Consider the following 17778-nt stretch of genomic DNA (forward strand, 5'->3'; position numbering starts at 1 on the left):
ATATTCTACCACACTATGAGCAAAACACATTTAACAGAACAGAAGTTTTCCGACTTCGCCCTGCACCCAAAAGTGATCGAAGCCCTTGAAACAAAAGGGTTTCATAACTGCACGCCCATTCAGGCTCTCGCCCTGCCGCTGACGCTGGCCGGTCGCGATGTTGCAGGGCAGGCGCAAACCGGTACCGGCAAAACGATGGCGTTTTTAACGTCAACGTTCCATTATTTACTTTCTCACCCAGCGATTGCAGACCGCAAAGTTAACCAGCCGCGCGCGCTAATTATGGCCCCGACGCGAGAACTGGCGGTACAGATCCATGCAGACGCTGAACCCCTGGCACAGGCTACTGGCCTGAAGCTTGGCCTGGCCTATGGCGGCGACGGCTACGATAAGCAGCTGAAAGTGCTGGAAAGCGGCGTGGATATCCTGATTGGGACCACCGGCCGTCTTATCGACTACGCCAAACAGAACCATATCAACCTCGGTGCCATCCAGGTTGTGGTGCTTGATGAAGCTGACCGCATGTACGATCTGGGCTTCATTAAAGATATCCGCTGGCTGTTCCGCCGCATGCCGCCGGCAAATCAGCGCCTGAACATGCTGTTCTCTGCCACCCTTTCTTATCGCGTACGCGAACTGGCGTTCGAGCAGATGAACAACGCCGAGTATGTGGAAGTGGAGCCGGAGCAGAAAACGGGCCACCGCATTAAAGAAGAGCTCTTCTATCCTTCCAATGAAGAGAAAATGCGTCTGCTGCAAACGTTGATCGAAGAAGAGTGGCCCGATCGCGCCATTATCTTCGCGAACACTAAACACCGCTGTGAAGACATCTGGGGCCATCTGGCTGCCGACGGTCACCGTGTTGGCCTGTTGACCGGCGACGTGGCGCAGAAAAAACGCCTTCGTATCCTCGACGAGTTCACCCGTGGCGATCTTGATATTCTGGTCGCAACCGATGTGGCGGCACGTGGTTTACACATTCCAGCCGTGACGCACGTCTTTAACTACGATCTGCCAGACGACTGCGAAGACTACGTACACCGTATCGGTCGTACTGGTCGTGCGGGCGCAAGCGGTCACTCGATTAGCCTTGCGTGTGAAGAGTATGCGCTGAATCTTCCAGCCATTGAGACCTACATCGGTCACTCTATTCCGCAGAGTAAATACAATCCGGAAGCGCTGTTAAGCGAACTGCCGCCGCCTAAGCGTCTATCCCGCCCGCGCTCCGGCAATGGTCCGCGTCGTTCAGGCGGCGCACCGCGTAATCGTCGTCGTTCAGGTTAATACATTATGCTCAGCTCCACCTCGCTCTATGCGGCAATTGATCTCGGTTCGAATAGTTTTCATATGCTGGTTGTGCGTGAGGTGGCGGGAAGCATACAAACGCTGACGCGCATTAAGCGCAAGGTCCGCCTCGCGGCGGGCCTGAGCAGTGATAATTACCTCTCGCCTGAAGCCATGGAACGTGGCTGGCAGTGCCTGCGGCTCTTTGCTGAGCGTCTGCAGGATATCCCGCATGCTCAAATCACCGTTGTCGCCACAGCGACGCTCAGACTGGCGGTTAACGCCGTAGATTTTATTGCCAAAGCGCAGGAAATTCTGGGGTGTCCGGTTCAGGTTATCAGCGGTGAAGAAGAAGCACGCCTGATCTACCAGGGCGTTGCCCACACCACCGGGGGTGACGATCGCCGTCTGGTGGTAGATATCGGCGGTGCCAGTACCGAACTGGTAACCGGCACCGGCGCGCAGGCGACGTCGCTGTTCAGCCTGTCGATGGGCTGCGTGACCTGGCTTGAACGTTACTTTACTGACCGGAATCTGGGTAAAGAGAACTTCGACGAGGCGGAAAACGCCGCGCGCGCAGTGCTACGCCCGGTAATGGACGAACTGCGCTATCACGGTTGGAAAGTCTGCGTCGGGGCTTCGGGTACCGTGCAGGCCCTGCAGGAAATCATGATGGCGCAGGGCATGGACGAGCGGATCACGCTTGCCAAACTTCAGCAGCTTAAACAGCGTGCCATTCAGTGCGGACGTCTGGAAGAGCTGGAAATTGAAGGCCTGACGCTGGAACGAGCCCTGGTTTTCCCAAGCGGGCTGGCCATTCTGATCGCCATATTCACCGAACTAAATATCCAGTGTATGACCCTGGCCGGCGGCGCGCTGCGCGAAGGTCTGGTCTACGGCATGCTGCATCTGTCGGTGGATCAGGACATCCGCAACCGTACGCTGCGCAACGTCCAGCGTCGTTTTCTGGTTGATATCGATCAGGCTGGCCGCGTATCACAGCTGGCATCACGCTTTGCCGACCAGGTCGCTAACGCCTGGGATCTTGATCATCTGAGCCGCGATTTATTGCTGAGCGCCTGTGCGCTGCACGAGGTGGGGCTCAGCATAGATTTTAAGCAAGCACCTGCTCACGCAGCGTATCTGGTGCGCAACCTGGATTTGCCGGGCTACACGCCCGCACAGAAAAAGCTGCTGGCAACGCTACTGCTGAACCAGACCAACGCCGTCGATCTCTCCTCTTTGCATCAGCAAAATGCCGTACCGCCGCGCGTGGCCGAGCATCTGTGTCGTCTGCTGCGTCTGGCAATTCTGTTTGCCAGCCGCCGCCGCGATGATTTGTTACCCGCCATTAATCTGCTAGCCGATGATGAGAAGCTGACGCTGACGCTGCCGGAAAACTGGATTGAGAATCACCCGCTTGGGGCTGAGATGATCGAGCAGGAGTGCCAGTGGCAGAGCTATGTGCACTGGGTGCTTGAGGTGAAGTAATACGCTGAACACTGCCGGGTGGCGGCTTCGCCTTACCCGGCCTACTCATCATTATCCCTTCTCTTTGGCTTTTGCCAGCATGGCGCGAATGTTCGCCACGTTAGCCTGTCCTTTGTGCATCCGCTCTTCCGCGGTAATCACTTTGCGCTCCTGTTCCCAGATCAGATCGTCCTGCGGTAGTTCCAGCAGGAAACGGCTGGGTTCCGGACGCACGAGTTCACCGTACTGACGGCGCTCTTTACAGAGCGTGAACGTCAGCTCCTTTTGCGCGCGGGTGATCCCCACGTAGGCCAGACGGCGCTCCTCGTCGACATTATCTTCATCAATGCTGCTCTGGTGCGGCAATAAACCTTCTTCCATACCGACCAGATACACATACGGGAACTCCAGCCCTTTTGACGCATGCAACGTCATCAGCTGAACCTGGTCGGCCTCTTCTTCGCTCTCGCCGCGCTCCATCATGTCGCGCAGGGTAAAGCGGGTGACCACCTGCGTTAACGTCATCGGCTCATCTATCTCAGAGCCTTCCAGCATTTCGGTCATCCAGCTAAAAAGCTGGTTAACGTTTTTCATACGCATTTCTGCCGCTTTCGGGCTGGCAGAGGTTTCGTACAGCCAGGATTCGTAGTCAATGCCGTGGATCAGATCGCGTACCGCCGCCACGGGCTCGCGCTCAGCCAGGCGCTGCACTTCACCCAGCCAGTGAGTGAAGCGGGTTAAATTATCATACCCGCGCCCCGTCAGCGTCTGGCTCAGCCCCATATCAAAGCTGGCGGTAAACAGGCTCTTATTGCGGGTCATCGCCCATTCGCCCAGCTTTTGCAGCGTCGCCGGACCAATCTCGCGCTTTGGTGTATTCACGATGCGCAGAAACGCGCTGTCGTCATCCGGGTTCGTGAGCACGCGCAGATAGGCCAGCAGATCTTTAATTTCTGGCCGCGAGAAGAACGAAGTGCCGCCGGAAATTTTGTACGGAATGCGGTTCTGCATCAGCATCTTTTCAAAGACGCGCGACTGGTGATTGCCGCGATAGAGGATCGCGTAATCCTTGTATTCGGTTTTATTGACGAAGTGGTGGGCGATCAGTTCGCCCGTCACGCGCTCCGCCTCATGCTCTTCATTATTGGCGCTGAGCACCTTCAGCTCCGTACCGTAGCCAAGTTCGGAGAAGAGACGCTTTTCAAAAACGTGCGGGTTATTGGCAATCAGGATGTTTGCCGCCTTCAGGATGCGCCCGGAGGAACGGTAGTTCTGCTCCAGCTTAATCACCTGCAGCGCGGGGAAATCTTTGCTCAGAAGCACCAGGTTTTGCGGGCGGGCGCCGCGCCAGGAGTAAATTGACTGGTCATCATCGCCAACCACGGTGAAGCGCGCGCGATGCCCCACCAGCAGCTTCACCAGCTCGTACTGGCTGGTGTTGGTGTCCTGATATTCATCCACCAGCAGGTAGCGGATTTTATTCTGCCAGCGCTCGCGCACCTCTTCATTTCGCTGTAAAAGCAGCGTCGGTAAGAGGATCAGATCGTCGAAGTCCAGCACGTTGCACGCTTTCATGTGCGCGTCGTACAGACCATAGCAGTGGGCGAAGATCCGATCCCGTTCGCCTTTGGCGATCGCCGCAGCCTGGGCCGGTGTCATCAGATCGTTTTTCCAGTTCGAGATCGTTGAGATCAGCTGCTGCAACAGCACCTTATCATCCTCGATCAGCCCCTCGGTGAGCTCTTTGAGCAACGCCACCTGGTCGGTATCATCGAACAGCGAAAAGTTGGATTTCATCCCCAGCGCGGCGTATTCACGTTTAATGATATCCAGCCCCAGCGTGTGGAAGGTAGAGATCATCAGCCCGCGCGCCTCTTTGCGCCCCAGCGTCTGGCCAACACGCTCTTTCATCTCGCGCGCCGCTTTGTTGGTAAAGGTAACTGCCGCAATGTGGCGGGCCTGATAGCCGCAGCCGCGGATCAGGTGCGCAATCTTATTGGTGATGACGCGCGTTTTACCGGATCCTGCGCCCGCCAGCACCAGACACGGTCCGGTTACAAATTCGACGGCTTGTTGTTGTCCGGGATTTAAACGCATAAATGATCGCTCAATGAAAGTCAGGAGGGGAGAATAACAGCGTGGTAGTATAGCGAGCCTAATCCATACCACTCAAGGCACGATCATGGCAAAAACAGCAGCAGCACTGCATATTCTTGTTAAAGAAGAGAAACTGGCTCTGGATCTTCTGGAGCAGATCAAAAACGGCGCCGACTTCGGCAAGCTGGCGAAGAAGCACTCTATTTGCCCGTCAGGCAAGCGTGGCGGCGATTTAGGCGAATTCCGTCAGGGTCAAATGGTTCCGGCGTTCGATAAAGTGGTCTTCTCCTGCCCGGTGCTGGAGCCAACCGGTCCGCTGCATACTCAGTTCGGTTATCACATTATTAAAGTGCTGTATCGCAAATAAAAAAACCGGGTGGCGGCTGCACCTTACCCGGCCTACATCTTACGTTTTTGTAGGTCGGGTAAGCGAAGCGCCACCCGACAAGGTTGTTAACCTGCTACAGCAATACGTTTCATATCGGTCATGTAGCCACGCAGTTTGTGGCCCACTTTCTCGATCTGGTGGCTGCGAATCGCTTCGTTTACGTCGCGCAGCTGCGCGTTGTCTACCGCACCTTCCGCAATCGCTTTGCCCAGATCGCCCGTCTGCAGGGTGGTCATGAACTCTTTCAGCAGCGGTACGCAGGCGTAAGAGAACAGATAGTTACCGTATTCTGCGGTATCAGAGATAACCACGTTCATTTCGTACAGACGCTTACGGGCGATGGTGTTCGCGATCAGCGGCAGCTCGTGCAGAGATTCGTAGTACGCAGACTCTTCGATGATGCCGGAATCCACCATGGTTTCGAACGCCAGCTCAACGCCTGCTTTCACCATCGCAATCATCAGTACGCCTTTATCGAAGTACTCCTGCTCGCCGATTTTACCTTCATACTGCGGCGCAGTTTCGAACGCGGTTTTACCGGTCTCTTCACGCCAGGTCAGCAGTTTCTTGTCGTCGTTGGCCCAGTCCGCCATCATGCCGGAAGAGAATTCGCCGGAGATGATGTCGTCCATATGTTTCTGGAACAGCGGCGCCATAATGGTTTTCAGCTGTTCAGACAAAGCGTAAGCACGCAGTTTTGCCGGGTTGGACAGACGGTCCATCATGAGCGTAATACCGCCCTGCTTCAGCGCTTCGGTGATGGTTTCCCAGCCGAACTGAATCAGTTTTTCTGCGTATGCCGGGTCGGTACCTTCTTCCACCAGCTTGTCGAAGCAAAGCAGAGAACCCGCCTGCAGCATGCCACACAGAATGGTCTGCTCGCCCATCAGGTCAGATTTCACTTCCGCAACGAAGGAAGATTCCAGCACGCCAGCGCGGTGACCGCCGGTCGCCGCAGCCCAGGCTTTGGCAATCGCCATGCCTTCGCCTTTCGGATCGTTTTCCGGGTGAACTGCGATAAGCGTCGGCACGCCGAAGCCACGCTTGTACTCTTCACGCACTTCGGTACCCGGGCACTTCGGCGCCACCATCACTACGGTGATGTCTTTACGGATCTGCTCGCCCACTTCAACGATATTGAAGCCGTGGGAGTAACCCAGCGCGGCGCCGTCTTTCATCAGCGGCTGTACGGAACGCACCACGTCAGAGTGCTGCTTGTCCGGCGTCAGGTTAACGACCAGGTCCGCCTGCGGGATCAGCTCTTCATAGGTACCCACTTTGAAGCCGTTTTCAGTCGCTTTACGCCATGAAGCGCGCTTCTCGGCAATCGCTTCTTTACGCAGGGCGTAAGAGATATCCAGACCGGAGTCACGCATGTTCAGGCCCTGGTTCAGACCCTGTGCGCCACAGCCGACGATGACCACTTTTTTACCCTGAAGGTAGCTCGCGCCATCGGCAAATTCATCGCGCGCCATGAAGCGGCATTTGCCCAGCTGCGCCAACTGCTGGCGCAAGTTCAGTGTATTAAAGTAGTTAGCCATGGGTGATACCTCGTGATGTTGTGTGTCTTATTGTTCGGTTCGCGTTTCAGCGAGAATGTACCCACATTACAACAGGAAATTTATTGCGGAAATTGATATATTCACAACGTCACATTGCAATTTTTGCAATGTAAAAAGAGGGAGTGGAATCGGTGGATTTACGCGATCTAAAAATGTTCCTGCACCTGGCGGAAAGCCGTCACTTTGGCCGCAGCGCCCGGGCGATGCACGTCAGCCCGTCCACGCTTTCGCGCCAGATCCAGCGCCTTGAGGAAGACCTCGGCCAGCCGCTTTTCGTGCGCGATAACCGTACCGTTACCCTCACGGAAGCGGGCGAAGAGTTGCGCATTTTTGCCCAGCAGACGCTGTTACAGTACCAGCAGCTGCGGCACTCTATTGATCAGCAGGGGCCATCACTCTCCGGTGAGCTGCATATTTTCTGCTCCGTGACCGCCGCCTACAGCCATCTGCCCCCCATTCTCGACCGCTTCCGCGCAGCGCATCCGTCGGTTGAAATTAAGCTCACCACCGGCGACGCCGCCGACGCAATGGAAAAAGTGGTGACCGGCGAAGCGGATCTCGCCATCGCCGGAAAACCCGAAACCCTGCCGGGCGCGGTGGCGTTCTCGATGCTGGAGAATCTGGCGGTGGTGCTGATTGCCCCGGCCCTGCCCTGCCCGGTGCGTAATCAGGTATCGGTAGAAAAACCGGACTGGTCCACGGTACCGTTTATCATGGCCGATCAGGGGCCGGTGCGCCGCCGCATCGAGCTGTGGTTCCGCCGTCAGAAAATCAGCAATCCGTCGATTTACGCCACCGTTAGCGGTCATGAGGCGATGGTGTCGATGGTGGCGCTCGGCTGCGGCGTGGCGCTGCTGCCGGAAGTGGTGCTGGAAAACAGCCCGGAACCGGTGCGTAATCGCGTGATGATTCTGGAGCGCAGCGACGAGAAGACGCCGTTTGAGCTAGGCGTGTGCGCACAAAAAAAGCGGCTGCATGAGCCGCTTATTGATGCGTTCTGGACGATATTGCCGAACCACTAGCCAGCCAGAAAGAACCTGAACGCCGGGTTATGGGTTTCGTCGTGGCACTCATAGCCCAGCTCGTTCAGACGCGTTTCGAAATCCGGCTCGTGCTCGCCCAGTTCGAACGCCGCCAGCACGCGCCCGTAGTCGGTGCCGTGGCTGCGGTAGTGGAACAGGGAGATGTTCCAGTGCGTGCCCAGCGTGTGCAGGAACTTGAGCAGGGCGCCCGGTGATTCCGGGAACTCGAAGCTGAACAGGCGTTCCTGGAGCGGCTTTGAGGGACGACCGCCAACCATGTAACGCACATGCAGCTTAGCCATTTCATCGTCGGACAGATCGACCACGCTGTAGCCGCCATCGTGCAGCAGGCTGAGGATCTCTTTACGTTCTTCCACGCCCCGGCTCAGACGCACGCCGACAAAAATGCAGGCATCTTTCGCATCGGCAAAGCGGTAGTTGAACTCCGTTACCGAACGTCCCCCCAGCAGCTGGCAGAACTTGAGGAAGCTGCCCTTCTCTTCCGGAATGGTCACCGCCAGCAGCGCTTCACGCTGTTCGCCCAGCTCGCAGCGCTCGGAAACGTAGCGCAGACCGTGGAAGTTCACGTTCGCACCAGAGAGCACGTGCGCCAGACGTTCGCCGCGAATGTTGTGCTGGGCGATGTATTTTTTCATTCCCGCCAGCGCCAGCGCGCCGGACGGCTCAGCCACCGCACGTACATCTTCGAACAGATCTTTCATTGCCGCGCAGATAGCGTCGCTGTCGACGGTGACGATATCGTCCAGATACTCCTGACACAGACGGAAGGTTTCATCGCCAATGCGCTTCACCGCCACGCCCTCGGCAAACAGCCCAACGCGCGGCAGGTCTACCGGATGACCGGCGTCCAGCGCCGCCTTCAGGCAGGCAGAGTCTTCCGCCTCAACGGCGATGACTTTGATCTGCGGCATCAGCTGTTTGATCAGCACCGCCACGCCTGCGGCTAAACCACCACCGCCCACCGGGACGAAGACGCGGTCGAGATGGGCATCCTGCTGCAACAGCTCAAGCGCCAGCGTGCCCTGCCCGGCAATCACCATCGGATGGTCGAACGGCGGCACCCAGGTGAAGCCCTGCTGCTGCGCCAGCTCAATCGCTTTGGCTTTGGCTTCGTCAAAGTTCGCGCCGTGGAGCAGCACTTCTCCGCCAAAACCGCGCACCGCGTCGACTTTGATGTCTGCGGTAGCGACCGGCATCACGATCAGCGCCTTCAGCCCCAGACGGGCCGAGGAGAAGGCAACGCCCTGGGCGTGGTTGCCCGCCGACGCGGTAATGACGCCGCGCGCTTTCTGCTCATCCGTCAGCCCGGCCATCATCGCGTAAGCACCGCGCAGCTTGAAGCTGTGCACCGGCTGGCGGTCTTCACGCTTCACCAGAATGACGTTGTCGAGGCGCGAGGAGAGTTTTTCCATTTTTTGCAGGGGCGTGACCTGCACGGCTTCATAGACCGGCGCGCGTAGCACCGCTCTTAGGTATTCCGCCCCCTCAGGGGCGGCGGATAAGGGTTGTGACTCGGCCATCATTAGCCCCCAAGTTTAGATTTATCGCGCACCGCGCCTTTATCTGCACTGGTTGCAAGGCTCGCATAGGCGCGCAGGGCGAAGGAGACTTCGCGCTGGCGATCTTTCGGCGTCCAGGCTTTGTCACCGCGGGCTTCCTGCGCTTCACGACGGGCCGCAATCTCCTGGTCGCTCAGCTTGAGCTGAATGCCGCGATTCGGAATGTCGATTTCAATCAGATCGCCATCTTCGATGATCGCGATGTTGCCGCCGCTTGCCGCTTCCGGGGAGACGTGGCCGATGGAGAGACCAGACGTGCCGCCGGAGAAACGACCGTCGGTGATCAGCGCACAGGCTTTACCGAGGCCCATCGATTTCAGGAAGGTGGTCGGGTAGAGCATCTCCTGCATGCCCGGGCCGCCTTTCGGCCCTTCGTAGCGAATGACAACCACGTCGCCTTCCACCACTTTGCCGCCGAGGATGGCATCTACCGCCTCGTCCTGGCTTTCGTACACTTTCGCCGGACCGGTGAATTTCAGGATACTGTCATCCACGCCTGCGGTTTTCACGATGCAGCCGTTTTCCGCAAAGTTACCGTACAGCACCGCCAGACCGCCGTCTTTGCTGTAGGCGTGCTCCAGCGAGCGGATGCAGCCTTCAGCACGGTCGTCATCCAGCGTGTCCCAGCGGCAATCCTGCGAGAACGCCTGGGTGGTGCGAATACCGGCCGGACCGGCGCGGAACATCTTTTTCACCGCGTCGTCTTTGGTCAGCATCACGTCGTACTGGTCCAGCGATTCCGGCAGCGTCAGGCCGAGGACGTTTTTCACGTCGCGGTTCAGCAGCCCGGCGCGATCCAGCTCGCCCAGGATACCGATGACGCCACCCGCGCGGTGCACATCTTCCATGTGGTACTTCTGGGTACTCGGCGCGACTTTACACAGCTGCGGCACTTTGCGGGAGAGCTTGTCGATGTCACTCATGGTGAAGTCGATTTCGGCTTCCTGCGCGGCGGCCAGCAGGTGCAGAACGGTGTTAGTGGAGCCGCCCATGGCGATATCCAGCGTCATGGCGTTTTCGAACGCCGCTTTACTGGCGATATTGCGCGGCAGCGCGCTGGCATCGTCCTGCTCGTAGTAGCGTTTGGTCAGCTCAACGATACGTTTACCGGCGTTGAGGAACAGCTGCTTACGGTCGGCGTGGGTCGCCAGCAGCGAGCCGTTGCCCGGCTGGGAAAGGCCCAGCGCTTCGGTCAGGCAGTTCATGGAGTTGGCCGTGAACATGCCGGAACAGGAGCCGCAGGTCGGGCACGCGGAGCGTTCCACCTGATCGCTCTGTTCGTCAGAGACTTTCGGGTCTGCACCCTGGATCATCGCATCGACCAGGTCGAGCTTGATAATTTTGTCGGAGAGCTTGGTTTTACCCGCCTCCATCGGACCGCCGGAGACGAAGATCACCGGAATGTTCAGGCGCAGGGAGGCCATCAGCATCCCCGGGGTGATTTTGTCGCAGTTGGAGATACAGACCATCGCATCGGCGCAGTGGGCGTTGACCATATATTCCACCGAGTCGGCGATCAGCTCGCGCGACGGCAGTGAATAGAGCATTCCCCCGTGGCCCATTGCGATACCGTCATCCACCGCAATGGTGTTGAACTCTTTCGCCACGCCGCCGGAGGCTTCGATTTGCTCGGCAACCAGCTTACCGAGATCGCGTAGATGCACGTGGCCCGGTACAAACTGGGTGAAGGAGTTCACCACGGCGATAATCGGCTTGCCGAAATCGGCGTCGGTCATTCCGGTGGCGCGCCACAGTGCGCGGGCACCCGCCATGTTACGGCCGTGGGTGGTGGTGGCTGAACGATACTTAGGCATGCTTTATTGACTCCCGTCTGACTATTTAATGGGACGGTGCGTGCCGTCCCACATTTATACTTAGTGATTAACCTGATCCAACCAGCCGTATTTATCTTCTGTTTCGCCGGTGAAGAGGCCAAAGAACGCTTGCTGAATGCGCTTGGTGACCGGGCCACAGCGGCCTTCGCCCACCTGGATACCGTCTACACTGCGAACCGGCGTGATTTCAGCCGCGGTACCGGACATGAACACTTCGTCTGCCAGGTAGAGGGATTCGCGGGACAGCACCTGCTCGCGCACTTCGATACCAAGGTCTTTCGCCAGCTTGATGATCGCGTCGCGGGTGATGCCCGGCAGCGCGGAAGAGGTGAACGGCGGGGTAAACAGAATGCCGTCTTTTACTTCAAACAGGTTTTCGCCCGCGCCTTCTGAGATGTAGCCGTTCACGTCGAGGGCGATGCCTTCCTGATAGCCGTGGCGGCGCGCTTCGCTGCCGACCAGCAGTGAGGAGAGGTAGTTACCGCCCGCTTTTGCGGCAGTCGGGATGGTGTTTGGCGCCACGCGGTTCCAGGAAGAAACCATTGCGTCGATCCCCTGATCCAGTGCTTCTGCGCCCAGGTAGGCGCCCCACGGGAACGCAGCAATGATCACATCGGTGTTGTAACCGGCCGGCGGGTTCACGCCCATGCCCACGTCACCCACGAAGACCAGCGGGCGAATATAGGCGCTGGTCAGTTTGTTCTGGCGAATCACTTCGCGGCAGGCTTCCATCAGCTCATCAACGCTTTGAGAGACCGGGAAACGATAAATTTTGGCTGAGTCATGCAGACGCTGCATGTGTTCGCGATGGCGGAACACCACTGGCCCTTTGTGAGAATCGTAGCAACGGATGCCTTCAAACACGGAGGTACCGTAGTGCAGCGCGTGGGACATCACGTGAACTTTCGCGTCTTCCCAGCGAACCATCTCACCATTGAACCAAATGTAATCAGCTTTTTTTGTCGTCATTTTTTCGTCCTGTCACGCTCAAGCGCGGATTTGTTGTGATGTGGTTGTGCTCTGGCAGATGGCAACATGGGCAACGTCTACCAGCTTTGATAACTGACTAAACAGTAAGTCGACCGGCCGCGGACTGGCAACGGTTAATTCGATACTGATGTTCTGGGCGTCGGTGGCCGTTTCCATATTCATAGAGCAAATCTGAAAACCACGGTGGCGGACCACACGCAAAACGCGTTCTAACGTTTCCGGGTTGAAGCGAGCCTGCACGGCGACCTGATGTTGCATCATGATAATTTCTCCAGCATTTGTGAGTTACTGGCACCGGGCGGTACCAACGGCCAGACGTTCTCAAGCTCGTCGATTGAGACATGAAGCAGGTATGGCCCTTCGCTTGACAGCATGGTGTCGAGTGCCGCTTCAACCTGGTCTTTACGGGTGATGTGCTGGCCAGGAATGCCGAAGGCGCTGGCCAGGGTGAGGAAATCGGGGTTATCGGTCAGGGTTGTCTCGCTGTAACGCTCCTGGAAGAACAGCTGCTGCCACTGGCGAACCATCCCTAAACGCTGGTTATCGAGCAACACGATCTTCAGCGGTAACTGCTTGCGCTTCACGGTGCCGAGCTCCTGAACGTTCATCATGAAGGAGCCGTCACCGGAGATACAGATCACGGTATCGTTCGGGCGGGCCACCTGTGCGCCAACGGCTGCCGGCAGGCCAAAGCCCATCGTGCCTAAGCCGCTGGAGGTGATGAAGTTCTCCGGGCGGGTGTAGGCCATATGCTGGGCTGACCACATCTGATGCTGGCCCACATCGGTCGTCACCACGCTGTCGGCGGGTTTACGGTCGGACAACTGCTTCAACAGCAGCGGCGCATAGATGGCATCGCCTGGGTGATCGTAACGCCAGGCATGCTCAGCGCGCATGTCTGCGGTGTGCTGACGCCATGCGTTGATATCCAGCGGCTGCTCCAGCGCCGGTAACAGCGCGTTAAGATCGCCCTGCAACGCCACGTGCGCCTGACGCAGTTTGTTCATCTCCGCCGGGTCGATATCCATATGGATCACTTTGGCATTCGGCGCGAAGGTATTCAGCTTGCCGGTGACGCGGTCATCGAAACGGGCGCCTGCGACGATAAGCAAGTCGCACTCCTGCACCGCCAGGTTTGCCGCTTTAGTGCCGTGCATTCCCAGCATGCCGAGGTAGTACGGGTAGTCCGCGTCTACCGCACCCAGACCTTTCAGGGTGCAGGTGGCGGGCATTTGCGTGGTTGCAAGGAACGCGCGAAGCGCCGGAACAGCCTGCGCCATACCCACCCCGCCGCCGACGTACAGCATCGGCTGCTTCGCCTGCGCCATCATCTGACGCGCCTCTTCAACCTCTGCATGCGGAAACGCATCGTCGCTTTTCACGGTGGAGAAATGCGGCTCCAGATCGCCAAGTGCAACCTGGATATCTTTCGGGATATCCACCAGAACCGGGCCAGGACGGCCAGAACTGGCAACCTCGAACGCTTCGGCCATCACGCGCGGCAGCTCTTCAAGGGACTGAACGAGGAAGCTGTGCTTGGTGCAGGCCAGCGATAAGCCGAGGACGTCTACTTCCTGGAAGGCATCGGTACCGATGAACGGAGAGGCCACCTGACCGGTAATCGCCACGACAGGAACGGAATCGAGCAGCGCGTCAGCCAGGCCGGTGATCAGGTTCGTTGCGCCCGGACCTGAGGTCGCCATGCACACACCGGTTTTACCGGTCGCGCGGGCATAACCAATGGCTGCCATCGCTGCGCCCTGCTCGTGTCGGCACAAGAGGTGTTCCACGCCGCCGTCATACAGTGCATCGTAAATCGGCATAATTGCGCCACCCGGATAACCGAATACGGTTTCGACTCCCTGCGCGCGCAACGCATGTACTACCCATTGTGCCCCATTCATAGTTAGTTCCCCGTCATAAATCTGGAGAAACAGAATTTTGTGCTAGTCGTCATTCTCTGCTCCTCATTTAAGTTTTTTAGTCATAAAAAAACCCCCGGACCTTTCGGTGCGGGGGTCTTAGTTCGTTAAGGCTTGATTTCTAAGCCTTTCCTCGTCCAAGTGCAGCCCCGCACGGTGGGATAATAATCACCACCACGCTAATCACGACCAGGCTAATCACTCGTAGAAGGGCTGTCATTTTCAGTTCTTTTTGCATCTTGTTCGAAGGAATACCTAAAGAGTTATCACAGTTTTTAAATCAAACACAAGATTTATTTATGAAGGATTTGGTTAGCAAGCGAATCAAATTTTATGAACGCATTGTTTTATATGAGGAAATTTGGAAGTGAATATTTTTCATTTTTTTATTGCAGATCTAACCGTTAAAGCGCGCCTTTTTACATTTTGCGAGTGTGCTTCCACGGTGATGCAATGGTTTCAATGCTCTCTGAAAATCTCTGAACAGGCGGCGTAAATACGTAAAAAGAGGCTAAACAGAGAAAACAGGCACTGGCATAGTCAGACCAGGAGGTAGTACAAATGTCACTGTCAGTTGTTTATACGCGAGCGGCTCTCGGGGTAAAGGCTCCGCTTATTTCCGTAGAGGTTCATTTGAGTAATGGGTTGCCCGGACTCACGCTTGTCGGGTTACCTGAAACCACGGTTAAAGAGGCCAGGGACCGCGTTCGTAGCGCAATAATAAACAGCGGTTATACCTTCCCCGCAAAGAAGATCACCATCAACCTTGCTCCCGCCGACCTGCCCAAAGAGGGTGGGCGATACGATTTACCTATCGCAATTGCGCTTCTCGCGGCTTCTGAGCAGCTTAATACGACCAGGCTAGGCTCGTATGAGTTCGTGGGTGAACTCGCGCTCACAGGCGCACTGAGAGGCGTTCCCGGTGCGATATCGGGAGCGCTGGAAGCCATACGTGCAGGGCGGCAAATCGTTGTGGCCAATGAAAACGCATCAGAAGTGAGTCTTATTGCAGAAAAGGGATGTCTCATCGCCGGGCATCTTCAGGAAGTGTGCGCCTGGCTGGAAGGCCGCCATGAACTGTCCGAGCCGGAAGAGTGCGACGAGGCTATAGCGGATGCGCCAGAAGACCTCAGCGAGATCATGGGACAGGAGCAAGGGAAACGGGCGCTGGAGATTACGGCAGCGGGTGGGCACAATCTCCTGCTAATTGGCCCGCCGGGTACGGGCAAAACCATGCTGGCGAGCAGGCTAAGCGGGTTGCTCCCGCCGCTTAATAACCATGAAGCGCTGGAAAGCGCCGCCATCTATAGCCTGATCGGTTCGACGTCGTTGCACAAACAGTGGCGTCGACGTCCCTTTCGTTCGCCGCATCATAGCGCGTCACTGACGGCAATGGTCGGCGGTGGGTCTATTCCGGGGCCGGGTGAGATCTCACTGGCACACAATGGCATTCTGTTTCTCGATGAGCTGCCTGAGTTTGAGCGCCGCGTGCTGGATGCGCTGAGGGAGCCCATTGAATCCGGTGAGATACATATTTCACGCACGCGAGCCAAAATAAGCTATCCCGCCCGTTTTCAGCTCGTGGCGGCGATGAACCCCAGTCCGACGGGGCATTATCAGGGCAACCATAACCGCTGTACGCCAGAGCAGACGCTGCGCTATCTGGGAAAGCTGTCTGGCCCGTTTCTCGACCGTTTCGATTTATCACTGGAAATCCCCCTTCCGCCGCCGGGCCTGCTCAGGCAGACGGATAAACTGGGTGAAAGCTCCGCGCATGTTCGCGAGCGGGTTATCGCGGCACAGGCGAGACAGTATGCCCGTCAAAACAGGCTGAATGCACGACTGGATAATGCAGGGATCCGACAGTTTTGTTCTCTTAACGTTGAAGATGCGGCTTGGCTGGAGGAGACGTTGACGCGCTTCGGGCTTTCCATACGTGCGTGGCAGCGCTTGTTAAAAGTAGCCAGAACCATTGCGGACGTGGAGGGCTGTACTGATATTGCGAGGAAACACTTGCAGGAAGCGCTGAGCTATCGGGCGATCGATCGTTTGCTTTTGCATCTGCAAAAGTTACTGGCATAAAAAAGGGGCCGTAGCCCCTTTTTTATTAGTCGTCAGACTCGGTGTAGTCTTCTGCACCTTCCATCTGCGGTTTACCGCCAGACAGCGTATGGAAACGTTTTGGACGCTTAATGCGAGCCATGTACTTGATCCATACACGTTCTGCTTCAGACTGCGGCTCACGCTCACCACGGCACACTGAGACAAACTGTTTTTCATCTTCAGTTGCAGGCTCACGTTTACCCAGATCCAGCTCGTTAAAGGCATAACCATGACGCTCAAGCAGCTGCGCCTCTTTGATGGTGAAATCGCCGTGACGAGAGAACCCGCGCGGATAATGTTTATTGTCGAAAAAACGATTAGTCGTCGTAAAGCTTTCCGCCATCCTACACGCTCCTAATTCTTTGGCCGAGCTATTTATGGCGCGGAGTATTAGTTACGCTTGACAGAGTGTAAAACAAAACATTTAAATCATAACGACAAATTATTTTGCGGAGAAAGATGTGGATACGGAATTGCTAAAAACTTTCCTTGAAGTGAGCAGAACGCGTCACTTCGGGCGAGCCGCTGAAGCCCTTTACCTGACGCAGTCAGCAGTCAGTTTTCGTATTCGACAGCTGGAAAATCAACTGGGTGTGAATCTTTTTACCCGCCATCGCAACAATATCCGCCTCACGCCTGCCGGTGAAAAACTGCTTCCGTATGCGGAGACATTGATGAATACCTGGCAGGCAGCGCGCAAAGAGGTTGCGCATACGTCGAGGCACAACGAGTTCTCGATAGGGGCCAGCGCATCTCTGTGGGAATGCATGCTCAGTCAGTGGCTTACCCGGCTATATCACTCCCATGGCCATTTACAATTTGAAGCCAGAATTGCGCAACGTCAGTCGCTGGTTAAGCAACTTCATGAGCGTCAATTGGATCTGCTTATCACTACAGAAGCCCCCAAGATGGACGAATTTAGCAGCCAGATTGTTGGACAGTTCGGTCTGGCTCTTTATGCTTCTGAACCCTCAAAGATGAAAGCAGACCTGACCTATTTGCGGCTGGAGTGGGGACCTGATTTTCAGCAACATGAGACGGGATTGATCGCACCTGATGATGTTCCACAGTTAACAACCAGTTCTGCCGAGATTGCCTGTCAGCAACTCCCCTTGCTGAAGGGTTGCACCTGGTTACCAGTCCGTTGGGCAGACACCAAGCCTGGACTGCATACCGTGGTGGATTCCACTACCCTTTCGCGGCCGCTGTATGCGATTTGGTTGCAAAATAGCGACAAGCAATCGCAAATAAAAGATCTATTAAAAATCAATGTAATGGATTGATGCTGAGGCCAGCAGGGACGCTGGCTGCATTTAAGAATGCTGAAATTTCACCGGGTTTCAGGCAAAAAAAAAATCCTTTGCCGAAGCAAAGGATTCTATATGGCAGGGGCGGAGAGACTCGAACTCGCGACACCCGGTTTTGGAGACCGGTGCTCTACCAACTGAGCTACGCCCCTAAAGTTTTTTGCCATTAAGCCTGCCATTACTGGCAGGCTTAACGTCTTAATAAGTGGCGGAACGGA

Annotated in this window: 16 protein-coding genes and 1 tRNA gene; 6 read left to right on the top strand and 11 right to left on the bottom strand. The window is 56.4% G+C overall.

Features of this window, described 5'->3' with window-relative positions; all coding sequences use genetic code 11:
* Positions 1-15 precede the first annotated feature (15 nt).
* A complete protein-coding gene (gene rhlB / locus IM265_RS15595) occupies positions 16-1284 on the top strand; it encodes an ATP-dependent RNA helicase RhlB (protein WP_028014815.1) in 1269 nt (422 codons plus the stop codon).
* A 6-nt stretch (positions 1285-1290) separates the two neighbouring features.
* Entirely contained in the window at positions 1291-2775 is a 1485-nt protein-coding gene (gene gppA / locus IM265_RS15600; protein ID WP_047366695.1) for a guanosine-5'-triphosphate,3'-diphosphate diphosphatase, read from the top strand.
* A gap of 51 nt (positions 2776-2826) precedes the next feature.
* Here gppA and rep read toward each other — a convergent pair whose 3' ends face one another.
* The gene (rep, locus tag IM265_RS15605) at positions 2827-4851 is read right to left on the bottom strand and encodes a DNA helicase Rep (RefSeq protein WP_069733811.1); all 2025 of its coding nucleotides are present in this window, start codon (positions 4849-4851) and stop codon (positions 2827-2829) included.
* An 85-nt stretch (positions 4852-4936) separates the two neighbouring features.
* Between rep and ppiC the strand changes: the two genes are divergently transcribed.
* Positions 4937-5218: a peptidylprolyl isomerase PpiC gene (ppiC, locus tag IM265_RS15610; protein ID WP_004886861.1), complete on the top strand. Its 282-nt coding sequence runs from the start codon at positions 4937-4939 to the stop codon at positions 5216-5218.
* Positions 5219-5304: 86 nt separating this feature from the next.
* Here ppiC and ilvC read toward each other — a convergent pair whose 3' ends face one another.
* On the bottom strand, positions 5305-6780 hold the full coding sequence (gene ilvC / locus IM265_RS15615; protein WP_021242831.1) for a ketol-acid reductoisomerase: 1476 nt from the start codon (positions 6778-6780) through the stop codon (positions 5305-5307).
* Between the two features lie 152 nt (positions 6781-6932).
* Here ilvC and ilvY point away from each other — a divergent pair, with 152 nt between their 5' ends.
* Entirely contained in the window at positions 6933-7823 is an 891-nt protein-coding gene (ilvY, locus tag IM265_RS15620) for an HTH-type transcriptional activator IlvY (RefSeq protein WP_008501572.1), read from the top strand.
* On the opposite strand, the gene ilvA is transcribed toward ilvY, so the two are convergent.
* The 7 genes from ilvA to ilvL form a co-directional block, all read right to left on the bottom strand.
* Positions 7820-9364 carry a threonine ammonia-lyase, biosynthetic gene (ilvA, locus tag IM265_RS15625; protein WP_032660750.1) on the bottom strand — a complete coding sequence of 515 codons (1545 nt, stop codon included), beginning with the start codon at positions 9362-9364 and terminating at the stop codon, positions 7820-7822. The two genes, ilvY and ilvA, sit on opposite strands and share 4 nt — an antisense overlap.
* Positions 9365-9366: 2 nt before the next feature.
* Positions 9367-11217: a dihydroxy-acid dehydratase gene (gene ilvD / locus IM265_RS15630; protein ID WP_047366694.1), complete on the bottom strand. Its 1851-nt coding sequence runs from the start codon at positions 11215-11217 to the stop codon at positions 9367-9369.
* Positions 11218-11277: 60 nt separating this feature from the next.
* A complete protein-coding gene (ilvE, locus tag IM265_RS15635; RefSeq protein WP_003860182.1) occupies positions 11278-12207 on the bottom strand; it encodes a branched-chain-amino-acid transaminase in 930 nt (309 codons plus the stop codon).
* 18 nt (positions 12208-12225) lie between these two features.
* A complete protein-coding gene (gene ilvM, locus IM265_RS15640; protein ID WP_003860184.1) occupies positions 12226-12489 on the bottom strand; it encodes an acetolactate synthase 2 small subunit in 264 nt (87 codons plus the stop codon).
* Positions 12486-14132, bottom strand: coding sequence for an acetolactate synthase 2 catalytic subunit (gene ilvG / locus IM265_RS15645; RefSeq protein ID WP_193032092.1), 1647 nt, complete (start codon positions 14130-14132; stop codon positions 12486-12488). The genes ilvM and ilvG overlap by 4 nt, the downstream gene beginning before the upstream one ends.
* A gap of 2 nt (positions 14133-14134) precedes the next feature.
* Positions 14135-14185: a peptide IlvX gene (ilvX, locus tag IM265_RS15650; protein ID WP_166792073.1), complete on the bottom strand. Its 51-nt coding sequence runs from the start codon at positions 14183-14185 to the stop codon at positions 14135-14137.
* A gap of 86 nt (positions 14186-14271) precedes the next feature.
* A complete protein-coding gene (ilvL, locus tag IM265_RS15655; protein ID WP_001311244.1) occupies positions 14272-14370 on the bottom strand; it encodes an ilv operon leader peptide in 99 nt (32 codons plus the stop codon).
* A 341-nt stretch (positions 14371-14711) separates the two neighbouring features.
* On the opposite strand from ilvL, the gene IM265_RS15660 reads away from it, so the two are divergent.
* Positions 14712-16232, top strand: a complete 1521-nt coding sequence (locus tag IM265_RS15660; protein WP_048959813.1) for a YifB family Mg chelatase-like AAA ATPase — start codon at positions 14712-14714, stop codon at positions 16230-16232.
* Positions 16233-16257: 25 nt separating this feature from the next.
* Here IM265_RS15660 and IM265_RS15665 read toward each other — a convergent pair whose 3' ends face one another.
* On the bottom strand, positions 16258-16596 hold the full coding sequence (locus IM265_RS15665) for a DUF413 domain-containing protein (RefSeq protein WP_008501577.1): 339 nt from the start codon (positions 16594-16596) through the stop codon (positions 16258-16260).
* 118 nt (positions 16597-16714) lie between these two features.
* Between IM265_RS15665 and hdfR the strand changes: the two genes are divergently transcribed.
* Positions 16715-17536, top strand: a complete 822-nt coding sequence (gene hdfR, locus IM265_RS15670; protein WP_028014823.1) for an HTH-type transcriptional regulator HdfR — start codon at positions 16715-16717, stop codon at positions 17534-17536.
* A 100-nt stretch (positions 17537-17636) separates the two neighbouring features.
* Here the strand turns inward: hdfR and IM265_RS15675 are convergent.
* Positions 17637-17712 (bottom strand) — tRNA-Trp (locus IM265_RS15675).
* Positions 17713-17778 lie beyond the last annotated feature (66 nt).

The sequence above is a fragment of the Enterobacter cloacae complex sp. P17RS genome, assembly GCF_014895885.1.
GTDB lineage: Bacteria > Pseudomonadota > Gammaproteobacteria > Enterobacterales > Enterobacteriaceae > Enterobacter > Enterobacter bugandensis.